We start from the raw sequence: 15,915 nt of genomic DNA, 5'->3' as shown, positions 1-15,915 counted from the left end.
CTGATCAGGATTCCGCCGGTTCGATCGGCACGCGCCGCTCGCGCACGGTGAGCCACGCGCCGGCGGCGCCGCACACGGCGATCATCGCCATGCCGATCAGCGAGAAGCGGTCGGGCACGTGGGAAAAGATGAGCCAGCCGCCCAGCATCGCGAAGGCGATCTGCGCGTACAGGTACGGGGTGAGGGTGGACGCCGGCGCGCGCTGGTAGGCCAGGATCAGCATGAAGTGGCCCACCGTGCCCATGAAGCCCATGAGGCACAGCAGCGCCCACCATTCCCACGAGGGCAGGGCGGTCCAGGCGAAGGGCACGGCCACCGAGGCCAGCAGCGTGCCGACCCAGCCGGTGTAGAAGTGCATGGTCAGCGGGTTCTCGGTCTGCGCGAGCTTGCTCGTGAGCACCTGGAACCAGGCGTTGGTCAGCACCAGCCCCAGCGGCAGCAGCACGGCCCAGCTGAAGCTGCCGCCGCCCGGACGCAGGATGACCAGCGTGCCGATGAAGCCGCCGGCCACCAACGTCCAGCGCAGCGGCGACACCTGCTCCTTGAGCGTGGTGGCCGCCAGCAGCGTGATCACCAGCGGCGCGATCAGCACGATCGACGTGAACTCGGCCAGCGGCATGTAGCGCAGGCTCAGGAAGGCAAAGAGGCTCGAGCCCAGCAGCAGCGCCCCGCGCAGCGCCTGGTAGCGCGGGTGCTGCGTGCGCAGCAGGGCCGTGCCGCGCAGCGGCAGCAGCACCAGCGTGGTGGCCACGGCCTGGAAGGCGTAGCGGAACCACACGCCCATGAGCACGGGCACGGCGAGCGTCGAGTACTTGGTGGCGGTGTCCAGCGTGGCGAAGCAGGCCACCGCCAGGATGACCAGCCCGATGCCCGCGAGGATGCGTTCGGATTCGGTGCGGCGGCGGGTTTGCGCTGCGGCGCGTGCCTGGGCCAGCGCGGCGGTGGCCGCGCTGTCGATGCCGGGCCCGGGGCTCTGGCTCACTGCTGGATGCGGTGGCCGAGCAGTTCCCACACCGGCGTGAGGCTGCCGGGCAACGGTGGCAGCTTGCCGAGATCGCAGTGGCTCTCGTCGGGGCTGTGGAAATCGCTGCCGCGCGAGGCGGCGAAATCGAACTCGAGCGCCTTGTCGGCGTACTCGACGAACTCGGCCGGCGTGTGGCTGCCCGTGACGACCTCGATCGCCTGGCCGCCGTGCGCCTTGAATTCGAGGAACAGCGCGTACTCCTCGTTGGCCGTGAACTTGTAGCGGCCCGGGTGCGCGATCACGGCCATGCCCTTGGCGGCGGTGATCCAGTGCACGGCGTCCTTCAGCGAGGCCCAGCGGTGCGGCACGTAGCCCGGTTTGCCTTCGGTGAGGAACTTGCGGAACACCTCGGGGGTGTCGCGGCAGTGGCCCTGCTCGACCAGGAAGCGCGCGAAGTGCGTGCGCGAAATGAGTTCGGGGTTGCCGACGAACTTGAGCGCGCCTTCGTAGGCGCCATGGATGCCGACCTTGGCCAGCCCCTCGGACATTTCCTGCGCGCGCTTGCCGCGACCACCGCGCGTGTCGTACAGGCCCTGCGACATGGCGGCGTCGTCGGGGTCGAAGCCCAGGCCGACGATGTGCACGGTTTCGTTCGCGAAGGTCACCGAGATCTCGGTGCCCGTGAGGTAGCGCATGCCGTTTTCGCGCGCGGCCGCGGCGGCGCGGTGCTGGCCGCCGACCTCGTCGTGGTCGGTGAGGGCCCAGAGCTCGACCCCGTTGGCGGCGGCGCGGGCGGCCAGCGCTTCGGGCGTCAATGTGCCGTCGGAGACCACGGAGTGGCAGTGAAGGTCGGCATTGAGAGTAGAAGGCACCGCCCGATTCTAGGCGCTCTCGTCCGCCGACACCGGCGTGTGGATGCTTCGCGGTGCTACTAGATAAATAGCATTAACCTCATCGCCCAAGCGGCTTGGCGCATGCCGTCCTGTGGCCGCTCAGGCGCGCAGGTCGTGCCTGACGAGGTCGGCGGCGCGCTCGGCGATCATGATGATCGGCGCGTTCGTGTTGCCCGACACCAGCCGCGGCATCACCGAGCCGTCCACCACGCGCAGCCCCTGCAGCCCATGGACCCGCAGGCGGGCATCCACCACCGCGTTGGCATCGTCGGCGGGGCCCATGGCGCAGGTGCCCACCGGATGGAAGATGCTGCCGCCGCGGCGGCGCACCCAGTCCAGCAGCTGCGCGTCGCTGGCCAGCGCGGGGCCGGGCTCGTGCTCCTGCGCCAGGTAACGCGCCAGCGGCGGCGCGGCGGCGATCTCGCGCATCTTGCGCACCAGCCGCACGGCCAGCACCCGGTCGGCTTCGTGCGACAGGTAGCGTGGCTGGATCGACGGCGCCGCCAGCGGATCGGCCGAGCGCAGCATGATCTCGCCGCGGCTGTGCGGGCGCAGCAGGCAGGCCGACAGCGTCACGCCCGGGAAGGGGTGCGGCGGCTGGTGCGGCCGCTCGAAGCTCACCAGCCCGAAGTGGATCTGGGCATCGGGCCACCCGGCGGCATCGTCGCCCGCCGGAAAGAAGGCGCCGGCGCGGTAGACGCCGCCGTTCAGCGCGCCGCCGCGCGTCAGCAGGTAGCGCATGAACTCGCGCGCGCTGCGCCAGCGGCTGTGGGCGATGTCGTTGAGCGTCTCGATGCCCTGGCAGCGGTAGCTGGGCCGCACCTGCAGGTGGTCCTGCAGGTTGCGCCCCACTCCCTCGAGCGGCGCCACCACCGGCAGGCCCAGGCGGCCCAGCAGCCCGGCCGGCCCCACGCCCGAGAGCTGCAGCAGCTGCGGCGACTGGATGGCGCCGGCGCTCAGGATCACCTCGTGCCGCGCCGAGACGCGTTCGGCCTTGCCGTCGCGCACGCACTCGACGCCGACGGCGCGCCGCCCCTCGAAGCACACGCGGGTCGCCTGCGCGCCCGACAGCACGCGCAGGTTGGGTCGGCCCCGCGCCGGCGCCAGGAAGGCCCGTCCGGTGTCCATGCGCCGGCCGTGGCGCGTCGTCATCCGGAAGTAGCCGGCGCCGCTGTTGTCGCCGCCGTTGAAGTCGGCCGTGGGCGCGATGCCGGCATGCGCCGCCGCGGCGATGAAGGCATCGGACAGGGCATCGCGCGGCAGCTCGGACACCCACAGCGGGCCGTCGGCCGCGGGCTGCGAGCGGTCGAAGTACGGGCGCACGCTGTCCCAGTCCCAGCCCGGGTTGCCCAGGGCGGCCCACTGGTCGTAGTCGGCGCGGTGGCCGCGCAGGTACAGCATGCCGTTGATGAGGCTGGAGCCGCCCGGCCCCCGCCCGCGCGGCCAGGGCAGGCGGCGCTGCGCCATGTCCGGCTCGGGGTCGGTCTCGAAGCGCCAGTCGTGCCGGGGGTGGCCCACCGTCTTGAAGTAGCCGATGGGAATGCGCAGCCACGGGTTGTGCGAGGGCTGTCCCGCCTCGACCAGCACCACCTGCAGCGCGGGGTCTTCGCTCAGGCGGGCGGCCAGCACGCAGCCTGCCGAGCCGCCCCCGACGATCACGATGTCTGCCTGCATCGCGCGCTCAGTCGGCCTTGATGCCGGCGTTGCGGCCCAGGCGCAGCCACTTGTCCGACTCGGCCGCCAGCACGGTGCGAAAGCGCGCCGGCGTCATCGGCTCCGGCTCGAGCGCCAGCGTGGCCAGGCGTTCGCGCACCTCGGGGGCGGCCAGCGCCTTGGCGAGCGCGTCGCCGAGCCGCTCGACGATCTCGCGCGGCGTGCCGCTGCGCACCGTCATGCCGTCGAAGGAGCGCAGCTCGAAGCCCGCGTAGCCCTGTTCGATCATCGTGGGCACGGCGGGCAGGGCCGGCAGGCGTTGCGCACCGGTCACCGCGAGCGCGCGCAGCTTGCCGGCCTGGATCTGCGGCAATGCGGCTGACGCGGTCAGGAACATGGTGTCCAGGCGCCCGGCCAGCAGGTCGCCCACCGCCATCGGGAACTGGTTGTACGGCACGTGCGTGAGCTGGCTGCCGGTCTGCTGGGCGAACAGCGCGCCGGCCAGGTGCGCCGGCGTGCCGTTGCCGCCGGAGCCGAAGCTCAGCGTGCCCGGCCGGGCCTTGGCCGCGGCCTCCAGTTCGCGCGGCGAGCCCAGCGCCGAGCCGGCGGGTGCCACCAGCACGTTGTAGCTCCAGGCCGTCATGCCGACCGGCTCCAGGCTCTTGAGCAGGTCCAGCGACTGGCTGGGGAACAGCAGCGGCGCCACCAGCGAGGCCGACGACAGCATGTAGACCGTGTAGCCGTCGGCCGGCTGGCGCAGCACCTCGCCCAAGCCCACGGTGCCGGCCGCGCCCGGCCGGTTCTCGACGAACACGGTCTGGCCCAGCGCGCCCGCCATGCGCTCGGCCACCACGCGGCCCGCCACGTCCGCCGGCGTGCCGGGCGCCCACGGCACGATCAGGCGCACGGGCCTGGACGGGTACGCCTGGGCCGCGGCGCCGGCGGGCAGCAGCCCGGCCAGCAGGGCGGCGGCCATGAGGGCGGCGCAAAGGGATCGCTTCGTCGGTTCGGTCATCGCGGGTCTCCGGGGTGCCAGGGCGGTGGGCGGATTCTGGGCAGGCCGGGCGAGGGCGACAAATGAGAAATCCGAGCGTACTCATACCGTTGCCGATATAAATGGCCATGGCCTCCTTCCTGGAACGAAACCTCACGCTGCGCCAGCTGCGGCTGCTCAGCCAGCTGGGCCGCACGCTCAGCCTGAGCAAGTCGGCCGAGCTGCTCAACACCACCCAGCCCGCGCTGTCGCGCACGCTGGCCCAGCTCGAGGCCACGCTGCAGGTGCGCCTGTTCGAGCGCACCACCAAGCGCATCGCGCCCACGGCGGCGGGGCTGAGCATGGTCCGGCACGCCGACCGCGTGCTGGGCGAGCTGATGCTGGCCGAGGAGTCGCTGCGCGACCTGCGCGTGGGCGTGAGCGGCGAGCTGCGCCTGGGCGTGCTGCCCGTGTTTTCGGCGCAGCGGCTCGCGGCCGCGCTGCTGCAGGCCTCGCAGATGCTGCCCCACGTGCGCCCGATGGTGCAGACGCTGGAGATCGAGGACCTGCACGGCGCGCTGCAGGACGGGCGCATCGACCTCATGCTCGCGCACGCGGAGTGGACGGTCGACCTCAACCGCGTCGAGGTCACGCCGCTGTACGAGGAGTTCAGCAGCATCGTGGCGGCGCCGCGGCACCGGCTGGCGCTCAAGCGAGCGCCGACCTGGGCCGAGGCCGCCAACGAGCGCTGGGTGCTGCCGCCGCACCGCACGCCGCTGCGGCCCAAGCTGGACCGCATGCTGTCGGTGCACCGCCGTCCGGGCGGGCCGCATCCGGCCGACATCCAGGCCGACTCGGCCCCGCTCGCGCTGCACCTCGTGCGCAGCTCGGGCCTGCTGTGGGCCACCGCCAACCACTACGCCGAAGACTTCGAGCGGCGCGGGCTCGTGCGCCGCATCGCCATGCCGGGCGAACTGCTGCGCGGCCCCATGTGCGCCTTCCGCCTGCGCAGCGAGGCGATGAACACGCCCACGCGCGTCTTCCTGCAATGCATGCAGGACGCGGCCGCCGCGCCGCTGCCGCCGGATTGAGTGCGACCGCGCCTCAGCGCTTCTTGCGAAACGCCGTCCAGGCGGCCACGGCGGTGAAGGTGGCGACGATCGCCACCACGATCCAGAACCCGTGCCTGTGCTCCGCCAGCGGAATGCCGCCCACGTTCATGCCGAACAGGCCGGCCAGGATGTTGATCGGCAGCGCCAGCACCGTGACCACCGTCAGCACGAACAGGCTGCGGTTGTTGTCCTCGTTGACGTTGGCGGCGATTTCTTCCTGCAGCAGCTTGATGCGCTCCTGCAGCGCCTGCATGTCGCGCAGCACCACCGAGAACTCCTCGGTCGAGCCGCGCAGCTCCTGCACGTCGGGCTCGGCCATCCAGGCCGGCGGGCCCTGCAGCAGGCGGAACAGCGCGGCCGGCTCGGGCGCCAGCAGCCGCTGCAGCCGCACCAGCAGCCGGCGCAGCACGCCCAGCCGTGCGCGCTTGTGGTCCAGGCGCCCGGCCAGCAGCTCGTCCTCGATGCGGTCGATGCGCGAGGTGACGCCGCGCACGATCTTCACCAGCACGTCGGCCTGCGCGCGCAGCAGGTGCTCGAGCAGCTCGGTGCTCGAGCGCGGCGCCTCGCCCGCCTTCACGGCCGTGCGCAGCGCGTCGACCGAGCGCAGCGGCTTGGTGCGCGCCGTGACCACCAGGCGCGGGCCGACACTGATCCACAGCGTCGAGATGTCCGAGGGCTCGAAGCTGAACTCGAAGTGCACGTCGTTGATGACCGCGATCAGCGAGTCGTCCGCGCGCTCGATGCGCGTGGAGGGCAGGCCTTCGTGCAGTGTCTCGTAGAAGGTGTCCGACAGAGCCGCGTGGCGCACCAGCCAGCGCTCCGCATGGGCGTGGCTCAGGTTGAAGTGCAGCCACACGTAGGCGTTGCTGTCGCCGAGCTGGCCGGCATCCGCCAGCCACGCGGCGGCCTGCGCCGAATCGATGGCCCGCGCGGGCTCCGGCGCCGCGGCGTCGAACAGGTAGCCGCAGATCAGCCCGGCTTCGTCGCCGCCATAGGACTGCGCGGCGAGGTCATGAAATACCGACAAGGTGCGTGGTCAGAAAAGACGTGTGAACAGGCAGACGCCCGTTTGGCGGGCTGCCAGCGTGCCCCGGATGGTGTTCGTGCCATGTGACAACGGCGTGTCGGCTTACAGAAAACAGCCGCAAAACCGTCACGCCGTCGTCATGCGGCGGGTGCAGCATGCTTTTTGTCTACCCGCCACTCTTGCCCCTTTTCATCATGCTGACGAGCGCACTTCCCGACCACGAAGACCTGATGCAACGCATCGCCCGCGACCTGATCGACAGCTACGACGAAGAGCTCGAACTGGAGATCGAAGACCGCAACCTCGACGGGCTCGACCCCGCCGCGGCCGCGTCTTCCGTGTCCGACAAGGCGGCGCGCCAGGCCTACTTCAAGGAACTCTTTCGCCTGCAGGGCGAGCTGGTCAAGCTGCAGGACTGGGTGCAGCACAGCAAGCAGAAGGTGGTCATTCTTTTCGAAGGCCGCGACGCGGCGGGCAAGGGCGGTGTCATCAAGCGCATCACCCAGCGCTTGAACCCGCGCGTGGCGCGCGTGGCCGCGCTGCCCGCGCCCAACGACCGCGAACGCACGCAGTGGTACTTCCAGCGCTACGTGGCGCACCTGCCGGCCGCTGGCGAGATGGTGCTGTTCGACCGCAGCTGGTACAACCGCGCCGGCGTCGAGCGCGTGATGGGCTTTTGCAGCGACGACGAGTACGAGGAGTTCTTCCGCACCGTGCCCGAATTCGAGAAGATGCTCGTGCGCTCGGGCATCAAGGTCATCAAGTACTGGTTCTCCATCACCGACGACGAGCAGCACATGCGCTTCCTGGGCCGCATCCACGACCCGCTCAAGCAGTGGAAGCTCAGCCCCATGGACCTCGAGAGCCGCCGCCGCTGGGAGGAGTACACCAAGGCCAAGGAGATCATGCTGGAGCGCACCCATATCCCCGAGGCGCCGTGGTGGGTGGTGCAGGCCGTCGACAAGAAGAAGGCGCGCCTGAACTGCATCAGCCACCTGCTGGGCCAGCTGCCCTACCAGGAAGTGGCGCACGCGCCGGTCGAGTTGCCGGCGCGCGAGCGGCATGACGACTACCTGCGCCAACCCGTCCCTGTCAGCATGATCGTGCCGGAAATCTACTGAAGGCTTCGCGGCCGTTTGGCCGCCCGGCGCTTTGCCTGCACACTGCGCCATGGCCCGTCGCTCCACCGCTTCTTTCTTTGCCCGCGCCTATGAGCGCAACCTGAAGGCGCTCACCAAGCTCACGCTGAGCAACGGCAAGCGCGTGGCCGGCCAGGTGCAACGCGCGACCGCCAAGCGGCTCAAGCCGCCGCCCGGCAAGGGCGACTGGATCAGCGGCATGGCGATGGGTGCGGGCGGGGCGCGCGGCTATCACCTGTTCCGTCCGGCCGACCTGGTGCTGCAGCCCGGCGAGAAACTCCCGCTCATGGTCATGCTGCACGGCTGCGGCCAGACCGGTCGCGACTTCGCGGCCAGCACGCGCATGAACGCGCTCGCCGTGCGCCAGCGCTTTCTCGTGCTCTACCCCGAGCAGGACCGCATCGCCCATCCGCCGGGTTGCTGGAACTGGTACGAGCGCCGCTCCGGCAAGGCCGACGCCGAGGCCGCCACGCTGATGGCCGCCGTCGACCAGGCCTGCATGCTGTACCCCGTCGACCGCGACCGTGTGGCCGTGGCCGGCCTGTCGGCGGGCGCGAGCATGGCGGCGCTGCTGGCCACGCGCTACCCGAACCGCTTTCGCGCCGTGGTCATGCACTCGGGCGTGGCGCCCGGCGCCGCGAAGTCATCGGCCACCGCGCTCGGCGCCATGCGCGGACAGCACGTGCCGCCGATGCCCGTCACCGCGGTCGGCAAGGCCATGGGCGCGGCGGCCGTCTTCACGACGCTGCCGCCGATGCTGGTGCTGCACGGCGACGCCGACGCCGTGGTGGCGCCGAGCAACGCCATGAGCAGCGCGGCCGTCTGGGCCACCGCCGTGGGCGCGCACGCGGGCATGGCGCGTGACCTGCAACGCGGCCAGCGCCGTGCCATGCGCGTGACCGACTTCAAGCGCCAGGGCCGCACCCTGGTCACGCTGTGCGAGATCGCGGGGCTCGGCCACTCGTGGAGCGGCGGGTCGCGGGGGCAGCTGTTCAGCGACCCGCTCGGGCCCGACGCCACGCGCATGACCTGGGCCTTTGCGTCCGCGCAGTTCGACAAGCGCTGAACGCCCGCGCCCTGCGCGCATGACCTCGCAGGTCATTGCCGCGATGCCGGCCGGTGCCGACAGTGGGGGTCATGACCTCGTCGAATCCTGCCGTTTCTTCTGCCCCATCGATCACGTCCGCCGCACCGGGTCCGCTGGGCCTGTGGGTCATGCTCAGCGGCACCTTCCTGGTGGTGCTCGATTTCTTCATCGTCAATGTCGCGCTGCCGTCCATGCAGCACGACCTGCAGGCCAGCGCGGGCACGCTGCAGCTGGTGGTGGCGGGCTACGGCCTGGCCACCGCCGCGGGGCTGGTCACGGGCGGGCGGCTGGGCGACCTGTTCGGCCGGCGCCGCATGTTCATGCTCGGGCTGCTGCTGTTCACGCTCGCCTCGGCCGCTTGCGGCGTGGCGCCGAACGCCGGGCTGCTCGTGGCCGCGCGCCTGCTGCAGGGCCTGGCCGGCGCGCTGCTGCAGCCGCAGGTGCTCGCGATGATCGGCCTGGCCTACGCGGGCGAAGACCGGACGCGCGCCTTCGCGGCCTACGGCCTCACGCTGGGCCTGGCGGCCACGCTGGGGCAGCTGGTGGGCGGCGCGCTGATCCATGCCGACCTTGCGGGGCTCGGCTGGCGCAGCTGCTTTCTCATCAACGTGCCCATCGGCCTGCTGGCGCTTGTGCTCGCGCCGCGCGTGGTGCCGCCGCTGGCGCAGGGCCGGGGCGACAGCCGGCTCGACCTTGCCGGCATGGCGCTGGTCGCGGCCGGCTCGGTGGCCGTGGTGCTGCCGCTGGTCGAAGGGCGCCAGCAGGGCTGGCCGTTGTGGAGCTGGCTGTGCCTGGCCGCCGCGGTGCCGCTGTGGGGCCTCTTCGCCGCGCAGCAGCGCCGCCTTGCGGCACGCGGCGGTGCGCCGCTGGTGGCGCCGGTGCTGCTCGCCAACCGCCGCTTCGTGACCGGGCTGTTCACCACGCTGGCCTTCTATGCCGGCAACGCCTCGTTCTACTTCGTGCTCGCGCTGTACCTGCAGCAGGGGATGGGGCTGGGCGCGCTTCACTCGGGCATCGTCTTCACGGCGCTGGCCGTCGGCTTCTTCGCGACCTCGATGGCCGGCGCACGCATCGCCCGCCGCTTCGGCGGCACGCCACCGATCGCGCTCGGCGCCCTCGTGCTCGCGGCGGGGCATGCGCTGCAGTGCGCCAACGTGGCCGGCTGGCCGGGGCACACGCATGTCGTGGCGTGGATGGTGCCGCTGCTGTTCGTGCAGGGCGCGGGGCTCGGCATGGTGATGGCGCCCCTGGTGTCCACCGTGCTGGCCGGCCTGCCGCCGCAGCACGCGGGCGTGGCCTCGGGCGTGCTGTCGATGGTGCAGCAGGCGGGCAATGCGCTGGGGGTGGCGTTGGTCGGGATCTTGTTCTATGGGCAGTTGGGGCACGAGGCGGACTACACGGCCGCGTTCGGCGTGGCGCTGGTCTATCTGATGGTGTCGGCGCTGCTGGTGGCGGTGCTGCATGGGCGGGGAAGTCGCATGGCGTAGCCGGGCGGCCATGCCAAACTCGCGGAAGACCCCCGCAGGATTGACATGGCCACCGAACTTCAAGCACTGACCCAGGCCTTGCGCGACTTCGCGCAAGCCCGCGACTGGGAGCAATTTCACTCCCCGAAGAACCTCGCCGCCGCGTTGTCGGTCGAGGCTGCCGAGCTGCTCGAGCATTTCCAGTGGCTCACCGAAGCGCAAAGCCGGGCGTTGCCCGCGGACCAGCGCGCCGAGATCGGCACCGAGATTGCGGACGTTCTGCTCTATCTGCTGCAGCTGGCCGACAAGCTCGGCATCGATCCGGTCGAGGCGGCGAAGCACAAGATGCTCGCCAACGCCGTGAAGTACCCGGCCCCGCCACCCGCCTGAGTACCTCCGTGTACGCCACCCGGCGTATTTCCCCTTTGTGGTGCGTTCCGCAGACTCCTCTCCATCGCCAGCCCCGCGCTGTCGACAAGGTTCAACCCACCCGGAGCAGGAGTCCACATGCAACGTCGTTTCACCCTCAAGGCGCTCACCGCCGCCGTCGCGCTGGCCAGCATTTCTGCTGCGCCCGCATTTGCTGCCGACACCATCAAGGTCGGCGTGCTGCACTCGCTGTCGGGCACGATGGCCATCTCGGAAACCGTGTTGAAGGACACGGTGCTGATGGCCATCGACGACATCAACAAGAAGGGCGGCGTGCTGGGCAAGCAGCTGGAGCCCGTGGTGGTCGACCCGGCCTCCAACTGGCCGCTGTTCGCTGAAAAGACCAAGCAGCTGCTCGGCCAGGACAAGGTCTCGGTGATCTTCGGCTGCTGGACCTCGGTGTCGCGCAAGTCGGTGCTGCCGGTGGTCGAGGAAATGAACGGCCTCTTGTTCTACCCCGTGCAGTACGAAGGCGAAGAGCTCTCGAAGAACGTGTTCTACACGGGCGCCGCGCCCAACCAGCAAGCCATTCCGGCCGTCGACTACCTGATGAGCAAGGAAGGCGGCGGCGCCAAGCGCTGGGTGCTGCTGGGCACCGACTACGTGTACCCGCGCACCACCAACAAGATCCTGCGCGCCTACCTCAAGAGCAAGGGCGTGGCCGACAAGGACATCGACGAGAAGTACACCCCCTTCGGCCACAGCGACTACCAGACCATCGTCGCCGACATCAAGAAGTTCTCGGCCGGCGGCAAGACGGCGGTGGTGTCGACCATCAACGGCGACTCCAACGTGCCCTTCTACAAGGAACTGGGCAACGCAGGCCTGAAGGCCAAGGACGTGCCGGTCGTCGCTTTCTCGGTGGGAGAGGAAGAGCTGCGCGGCGTGGACACCAAGCCGCTCGTGGGCCACCTGGCGGCATGGAACTACTTCATGTCGATCAAGAACCCGACCAACACGGCGTTCATCAAACAGTGGAGCGACTACGCCAAGGCCAAGAACATCGCCGGCCACAAGGACAAGCCGCTCACCAACGACCCGATGGAAGCCACCTGGATCGGCATCCACATGTGGAAGCAGGCGGTCGAGAAGGCCAAGTCGACCGACACCGACAAGGTGATCGCGGCGATGGCCGGCCAGACCTTCACCGCGCCGTCGGGCATCGTGTCGAAGATGGACGAGAAGAACCATCACCTGCACAAGAGCGTGTTCATCGGCGAGATCAAGGCCGACGGCCAGTTCAGCGTGGTGTGGAAGACGCCGGGCCCGGTCAAGGCCAAGCCGTGGAGCCCGTACATCGAAGGCAACGACAAGAAGCCGGATTACCCCGCTGGCAAGTCGATGTAACTGGGGCTCGCTCCCAGGCTGTGCGCACTTCGTGTCGCTTCGCCTTCCCCCGACCGGGGGCAACACCTGAGGGCCGGCAAAGCCGGTTCCTCGGTGTTCCCGAATGAGAGAAACGCTGTGCATCCATTACTGCGCTCAATTTGTTCCTGCACGACGGCGCTGTTGCTGCTGGCAGCAGCGCCCGTCCATGCGCTGACCGCCGACGAAGCCAAGGCCATCGCCTCCGGCGAATCCGAAGCCCGCATCGCCGCACTCAACAAGGCCGTCCTCACCGCCGACGACAAGACCGCCGCCTTCATCCAGGTCATGGCCGACGACGCCGTGAAGTACACCGAAGACAAGGTCTTCGTGATGAAGGACGACAAGGGTTTCGACCCCGTGACGGGCGCCGAGCTGAAGGTGCCCGACACTGCCGAAGACGTCGTCAACAACAACCTCATGCGCGGCGCGCTCGATGCCGCGCAGGCTGCGCTCAAGCTCACGAGCACCGACGACGCGGTGCGCGCCGAAGCCGCACAGGCGCTCTTCAAGGAGCCCGACGAGTCGCGCATTCCGATGGTCGAGAAGGCATTGGCCGCCGAGACCAACCCGAAGATCAAGGCGCAGCTCGAACTCGTGCGCGCCGCCAGCATGCTCACGAGCGCCGACAAGGCCAGGCGCCTGGCCGCGGCCAAGGAGCTGGGCAACAACCGCAGCCCCGACACCAAGCTGTTGCTCAACCAGCGCCTGGCCGACGAGACCGAAGCCGACGTGAAGGCGGCCATCACCGCATCGATCGCCAACATCGACGGCGCGCTGGTCTGGGGCGACCGCATCAACGCCGTTTTCAGCGGCATCAGCCTGGGCTCGGTGCTGCTGCTCGCCGCGCTCGGCCTGGCCATCACCTACGGCCTCATGGGCGTCATCAACATGGCGCACGGCGAGCTGATGATGATCGGTGCCTACGCCACCTACGTGATGCAGGGCATCTTCCAGAAGTACATGCCCGAGGCGGCGTTCGGCTGGTACCTGGTGGCCGCCATTCCCGTGTCCTTCCTCGCCTCGGCGCTCGTGGGCGCGGTGCTCGAACGCGGCGTGATCCGCTTCCTGTACGGCCGTCCGCTCGAGACGCTGCTCGCCACCTGGGGCATCAGCCTGATGCTGCAGCAGCTGGTGCGCTCGCTCTTCGGCGCGCAGAACGTCGGCGTGGAAAACCCCGGCTGGATGAGCGGCGGCTTCACCATGCTGAGCAACGTCACGCTGCCGTGGAACCGCATCTGCATCATCGTCTTCGCGGCGCTCGTGCTGCTCGCGATGGGCTGGCTCATCGGCAAGACGCGCCTGGGTCTGTTCGTGCGCGGCGTCACGCAGAACCGCCCGATCGCCTCGTGCATGGGCGTGAACACCGCACGCATCGACACCTACGCCTTCGCGCTCGGCTCGGGCATCGCGGGCCTGGCGGGCTGCGCGCTGAGCCAGATCGGCAACGTCGGCCCTGATCTGGGCCAGAGCTACATCGTCGACAGCTTCATGGTGGTCGTGATGGGCGGCGTCGGCCAGCTCGCGGGCACCGTGTATGCGGCGCTGGGGCTGGGCATTCTCAACAAGTTCATCGAAGGCTGGGCGGGCGCGGTGCTCGCGAAGATCGCGGTGCTCGTTTTCATCATCATCTTCATCCAGAAGCGCCCGCAAGGCATCTTCGCGATGAAGGGCCGGAGCGCAGAGGCATGAGCAAGGTCACATTGCCAACCAAGGGGCCGCTGCTGAGCGGCAAAGGCTGGACGGCCTTCTTCGTCGCGCTCATCGTCGTGTGCGCCGTGGCGCCCGTGCTCAACATGTGGGTGCCGGCCGACAGCCCGCTGCACATGAGCGACTACGCCGTGGCGCTGGTCGGCAAGATCATGTGCTACGCCATCTGCGCGCTGGCCATGGACCTGATCTGGGGCTACACCGGCATCCTGTCGCTCGGCCACGGCCTCTTCTTCGCGCTGGGCGGCTACATGATGGGCATGTACCTCATGCGCCAGATCGGCCGCGACGGCAACTACAAGAGCGACCTGCCCGACTTCATGGTGTTCCTCGACTGGAAGGAACTGCCCTGGCACTGGACCTTCAGCGGCAGCTTCGGCATGACGCTGCTGCTGATCGTGGCGGTGCCCGGCCTCATCGCCTTCGTGTTCGGCTTCTTCGCCTTCCGTTCGCGCATCAAGGGCGTGTACTTCTCGATCATCACGCAGGCCATGACCTTCGCCGCCATGCTGCTGTTCTTCCGCAACGAGACCGGCTTCGGCGGCAACAACGGCTTCACCGACTTCAAGCGCATCCTGAACATCCCGATCGCCACGCAGGAGATGCGCATGACGCTCTTCGCGCTCACGGGCCTCACGTTGCTGGGCTTCTTCCTGTTCGCCAAGTGGCTCATCGGCAGCAAGTTCGGCCGCGTGCTGCAGGCCATCCGCGATGCCGAGACGCGCGTGATGTTCTCGGGCTACAACCCGCTGCCGTACAAGCTCACGATCTGGGTCATCTCCGCCGTGATGTGCGGCGTGGCCGGCGCGCTGTACGTGCCGCAGGTCGGCATCATCAACCCGGGCGAGATGAGCGCGGCCAACTCCATCGAGATCGCGGTGTGGGCCGCGGTGGGTGGGCGCGCCACGCTGATCGGTCCGATCATCGGCGCCTTCATCGTCAACGGCGCCAAGAGCTGGCTCACCGTGGCCTACCCCGAGTACTGGCTGTACTTCCTGGGCGCCTTGTTCATTGCTGTCACGCTGTTCCTGCCGAACGGCATCGTGGGGTTGGTGAAGAAGTGGCTGTCGAAGGAGAAGACGCCAGCGGCCGAGCCTGTGCAAGAAGCACGACGCGCCATCGCTGCGGAGAAGGGCGTCGAACCCGAGGCCCTGGTCTCGCTGCCCGTGGACGCGAAGGGAGCCCGCGCATGACGCCCGACCTGATGGAAGCCGGTGCCGAGCGCGCCGCACGCGCAGCCGGCCTGCACGCGGCTACGGGCCAGACCGAATCGGGTGGCCGCACCGCAGGCTTCAGCCGCATCGCCACGCCGGGCGAAGTCGACATCACCCACGGCCGCATCCTGTACCTCGAAGACGTGAGCGTGAGCTTCGACGGCTTCAAGGCCATCAACAAGCTCTCGCTGGACATTGCGCCGGGCGAGCTGCGCTGCATCATCGGCCCCAACGGCGCGGGCAAGACCACGATGATGGACATCATCACCGGCAAGACGCGCCCCGATTCGGGCACCGTGTTCTTCGGCAGCACCATCGACCTGCTGCGCCATCGCGAGGCCGACATTGCCCAGCTGGGCATCGGCCGCAAGTTCCAGAAGCCGACGGTGTTCGAGCACCTCACCGTGTTCGAGAACCTCGAGCTCGCGCTCAAGACCGACAAGTGCGTGCGCGCCTCGATGCTGTTCAGGCTCGACTCGGCGCAAAGCGACCGCCTGGCCGAAGTGCTGGAAACCATTCACCTGGCCGACAGCGTGTCGCGCCTGGCCGGCAACCTGAGCCACGGCCAGAAGCAGTGGCTCGAGATCGGCATGCTGCTCATGCAGGACCCGAAGCTGCTCCTGCTCGACGAGCCCGTGGCCGGCATGACCGACGAGGAAACCGCGCGCACCGCCGAGCTGTTCCTCACGCTCAAGGGCAAGCATTCGCTGATGGTGGTGGAGCACGACATGAGCTTCATCCGCACCATCTCCGAGATCGTGACCGTGCTGTGCGATGGCTCCGTGCTCGCGCAAGGCACGCTCGACGAAGTGCAGGCCGACGAGCGCGTGATCGAGGTCTACCTTGGCCGGTGAACTTGTCGCCGCGGCCAAAGCCGCCGGCA

At 69.3% G+C, this 15,915-nt stretch carries 14 protein-coding genes; 9 read left to right on the top strand and 5 right to left on the bottom strand.

The features are described from left to right. Positions 1-4: 4 nt before the first annotated feature. From AC1RAA_RS12935 to AC1RAA_RS12920, 4 genes are all read right to left on the bottom strand, one after another. Positions 5-982: a DMT family transporter gene (locus tag AC1RAA_RS12935; protein WP_492728906.1), complete on the bottom strand. Its 978-nt coding sequence runs from the start codon at positions 980-982 to the stop codon at positions 5-7. Continuing rightward, positions 979-1,836: a 3',5'-nucleoside bisphosphate phosphatase gene (locus AC1RAA_RS12930; RefSeq protein ID WP_070061590.1), complete on the bottom strand. Its 858-nt coding sequence runs from the start codon at positions 1,834-1,836 to the stop codon at positions 979-981. Before AC1RAA_RS12930 ends, AC1RAA_RS12935 begins: the two co-directional genes overlap by 4 nt. A 120-nt stretch (positions 1,837-1,956) precedes the next feature. Next, complete coding sequence (locus tag AC1RAA_RS12925; protein WP_492728908.1) at positions 1,957-3,531, bottom strand: GMC family oxidoreductase; 1,575 nt, start codon at positions 3,529-3,531, stop codon at positions 1,957-1,959. A 7-nt stretch (positions 3,532-3,538) separates the two neighbouring features. Next, entirely contained in the window at positions 3,539-4,525 is a 987-nt protein-coding gene (locus AC1RAA_RS12920; protein ID WP_492728910.1) for a Bug family tripartite tricarboxylate transporter substrate binding protein, read from the bottom strand. A 107-nt stretch (positions 4,526-4,632) separates the two neighbouring features. On the opposite strand from AC1RAA_RS12920, the gene AC1RAA_RS12915 reads away from it, so the two are divergent. Beyond that, positions 4,633-5,574 carry a LysR family transcriptional regulator gene (locus tag AC1RAA_RS12915; protein ID WP_492728912.1) on the top strand — a complete coding sequence of 314 codons (942 nt, stop codon included), beginning with the start codon at positions 4,633-4,635 and terminating at the stop codon, positions 5,572-5,574. Positions 5,575-5,587: 13 nt separating this feature from the next. Here AC1RAA_RS12915 and AC1RAA_RS12910 read toward each other — a convergent pair whose 3' ends face one another. Beyond that, entirely contained in the window at positions 5,588-6,622 is a 1,035-nt protein-coding gene (locus tag AC1RAA_RS12910; protein WP_070061594.1) for a transporter, read from the bottom strand. Between the two features lie 194 nt (positions 6,623-6,816). On the opposite strand from AC1RAA_RS12910, the gene ppk2 reads away from it, so the two are divergent. The 8 genes from ppk2 (at position 6,817) to urtD (ending at position 15,886) form a co-directional block, all read left to right on the top strand. Further along, entirely contained in the window at positions 6,817-7,743 is a 927-nt protein-coding gene (gene ppk2 / locus AC1RAA_RS12905) for a polyphosphate kinase 2 (protein ID WP_492728915.1), read from the top strand. A 49-nt stretch (positions 7,744-7,792) separates the two neighbouring features. Then, positions 7,793-8,827, top strand: coding sequence for an extracellular catalytic domain type 1 short-chain-length polyhydroxyalkanoate depolymerase (locus tag AC1RAA_RS12900; RefSeq protein WP_492728916.1), 1,035 nt, complete (start codon positions 7,793-7,795; stop codon positions 8,825-8,827). A gap of 71 nt (positions 8,828-8,898) precedes the next feature. Then, positions 8,899-10,335 carry an MFS transporter gene (locus AC1RAA_RS12895; protein ID WP_492728917.1) on the top strand — a complete coding sequence of 479 codons (1,437 nt, stop codon included), beginning with the start codon at positions 8,899-8,901 and terminating at the stop codon, positions 10,333-10,335. Between the two features lie 45 nt (positions 10,336-10,380). After that, on the top strand, positions 10,381-10,704 hold the full coding sequence (locus tag AC1RAA_RS12890; RefSeq protein ID WP_062472214.1) for a nucleotide pyrophosphohydrolase: 324 nt from the start codon (positions 10,381-10,383) through the stop codon (positions 10,702-10,704). A gap of 117 nt (positions 10,705-10,821) precedes the next feature. Then, positions 10,822-12,090 carry an urea ABC transporter substrate-binding protein gene (gene urtA, locus AC1RAA_RS12885; RefSeq protein WP_013543023.1) on the top strand — a complete coding sequence of 423 codons (1,269 nt, stop codon included), beginning with the start codon at positions 10,822-10,824 and terminating at the stop codon, positions 12,088-12,090. Between the two features lie 162 nt (positions 12,091-12,252). Then, the gene (urtB, locus tag AC1RAA_RS12880; RefSeq protein WP_492729828.1) at positions 12,253-13,800 is read left to right on the top strand and encodes an urea ABC transporter permease subunit UrtB; all 1,548 of its coding nucleotides are present in this window, start codon (positions 12,253-12,255) and stop codon (positions 13,798-13,800) included. After that, positions 13,797-15,011 (top strand): urea ABC transporter permease subunit UrtC, encoded by a 1,215-nt coding sequence (gene urtC, locus AC1RAA_RS12875; RefSeq protein WP_492728919.1) that lies wholly within the window; start codon positions 13,797-13,799, stop codon positions 15,009-15,011. Before urtB ends, urtC begins: the two co-directional genes overlap by 4 nt. Next, positions 15,008-15,886, top strand: coding sequence for an urea ABC transporter ATP-binding protein UrtD (urtD, locus tag AC1RAA_RS12870; RefSeq protein ID WP_492728920.1), 879 nt, complete (start codon positions 15,008-15,010; stop codon positions 15,884-15,886). Before urtC ends, urtD begins: the two co-directional genes overlap by 4 nt. Positions 15,887-15,915 lie beyond the last annotated feature (29 nt).

The organism is Variovorax sp. GW823-FHT04F07, from assembly GCF_058795995.1.
The sequence above is the reverse complement of the archived record's forward strand: the minus strand, read 5'-3'. Positions and strand labels throughout refer to the sequence as shown.

Coding starts and splice junctions, on each gene's coding strand:
- AC1RAA_RS12925 (WP_492728908.1), bottom strand. CDS start 3,531: ATGCAGGCAGACATCGTGATCGTCGGGGGCGGCTCGGCAGGCTGCGTG.
- AC1RAA_RS12920 (WP_492728910.1), bottom strand. CDS start 4,525: ATGACCGAACCGACGAAGCGATCCCTTTGCGCCGCCCTCATGGCCGCC.
- AC1RAA_RS12915 (WP_492728912.1), top strand. CDS start 4,633: ATGGCCTCCTTCCTGGAACGAAACCTCACGCTGCGCCAGCTGCGGCTG.
- ppk2 (WP_492728915.1), top strand. CDS start 6,817: ATGCTGACGAGCGCACTTCCCGACCACGAAGACCTGATGCAACGCATC.
- AC1RAA_RS12900 (WP_492728916.1), top strand. CDS start 7,793: ATGGCCCGTCGCTCCACCGCTTCTTTCTTTGCCCGCGCCTATGAGCGC.
- AC1RAA_RS12895 (WP_492728917.1), top strand. CDS start 8,899: ATGACCTCGTCGAATCCTGCCGTTTCTTCTGCCCCATCGATCACGTCC.
- AC1RAA_RS12890 (WP_062472214.1), top strand. CDS start 10,381: ATGGCCACCGAACTTCAAGCACTGACCCAGGCCTTGCGCGACTTCGCG.
- urtA (WP_013543023.1), top strand. CDS start 10,822: ATGCAACGTCGTTTCACCCTCAAGGCGCTCACCGCCGCCGTCGCGCTG.
- urtC (WP_492728919.1), top strand. CDS start 13,797: ATGAGCAAGGTCACATTGCCAACCAAGGGGCCGCTGCTGAGCGGCAAA.
- urtD (WP_492728920.1), top strand. CDS start 15,008: ATGACGCCCGACCTGATGGAAGCCGGTGCCGAGCGCGCCGCACGCGCA.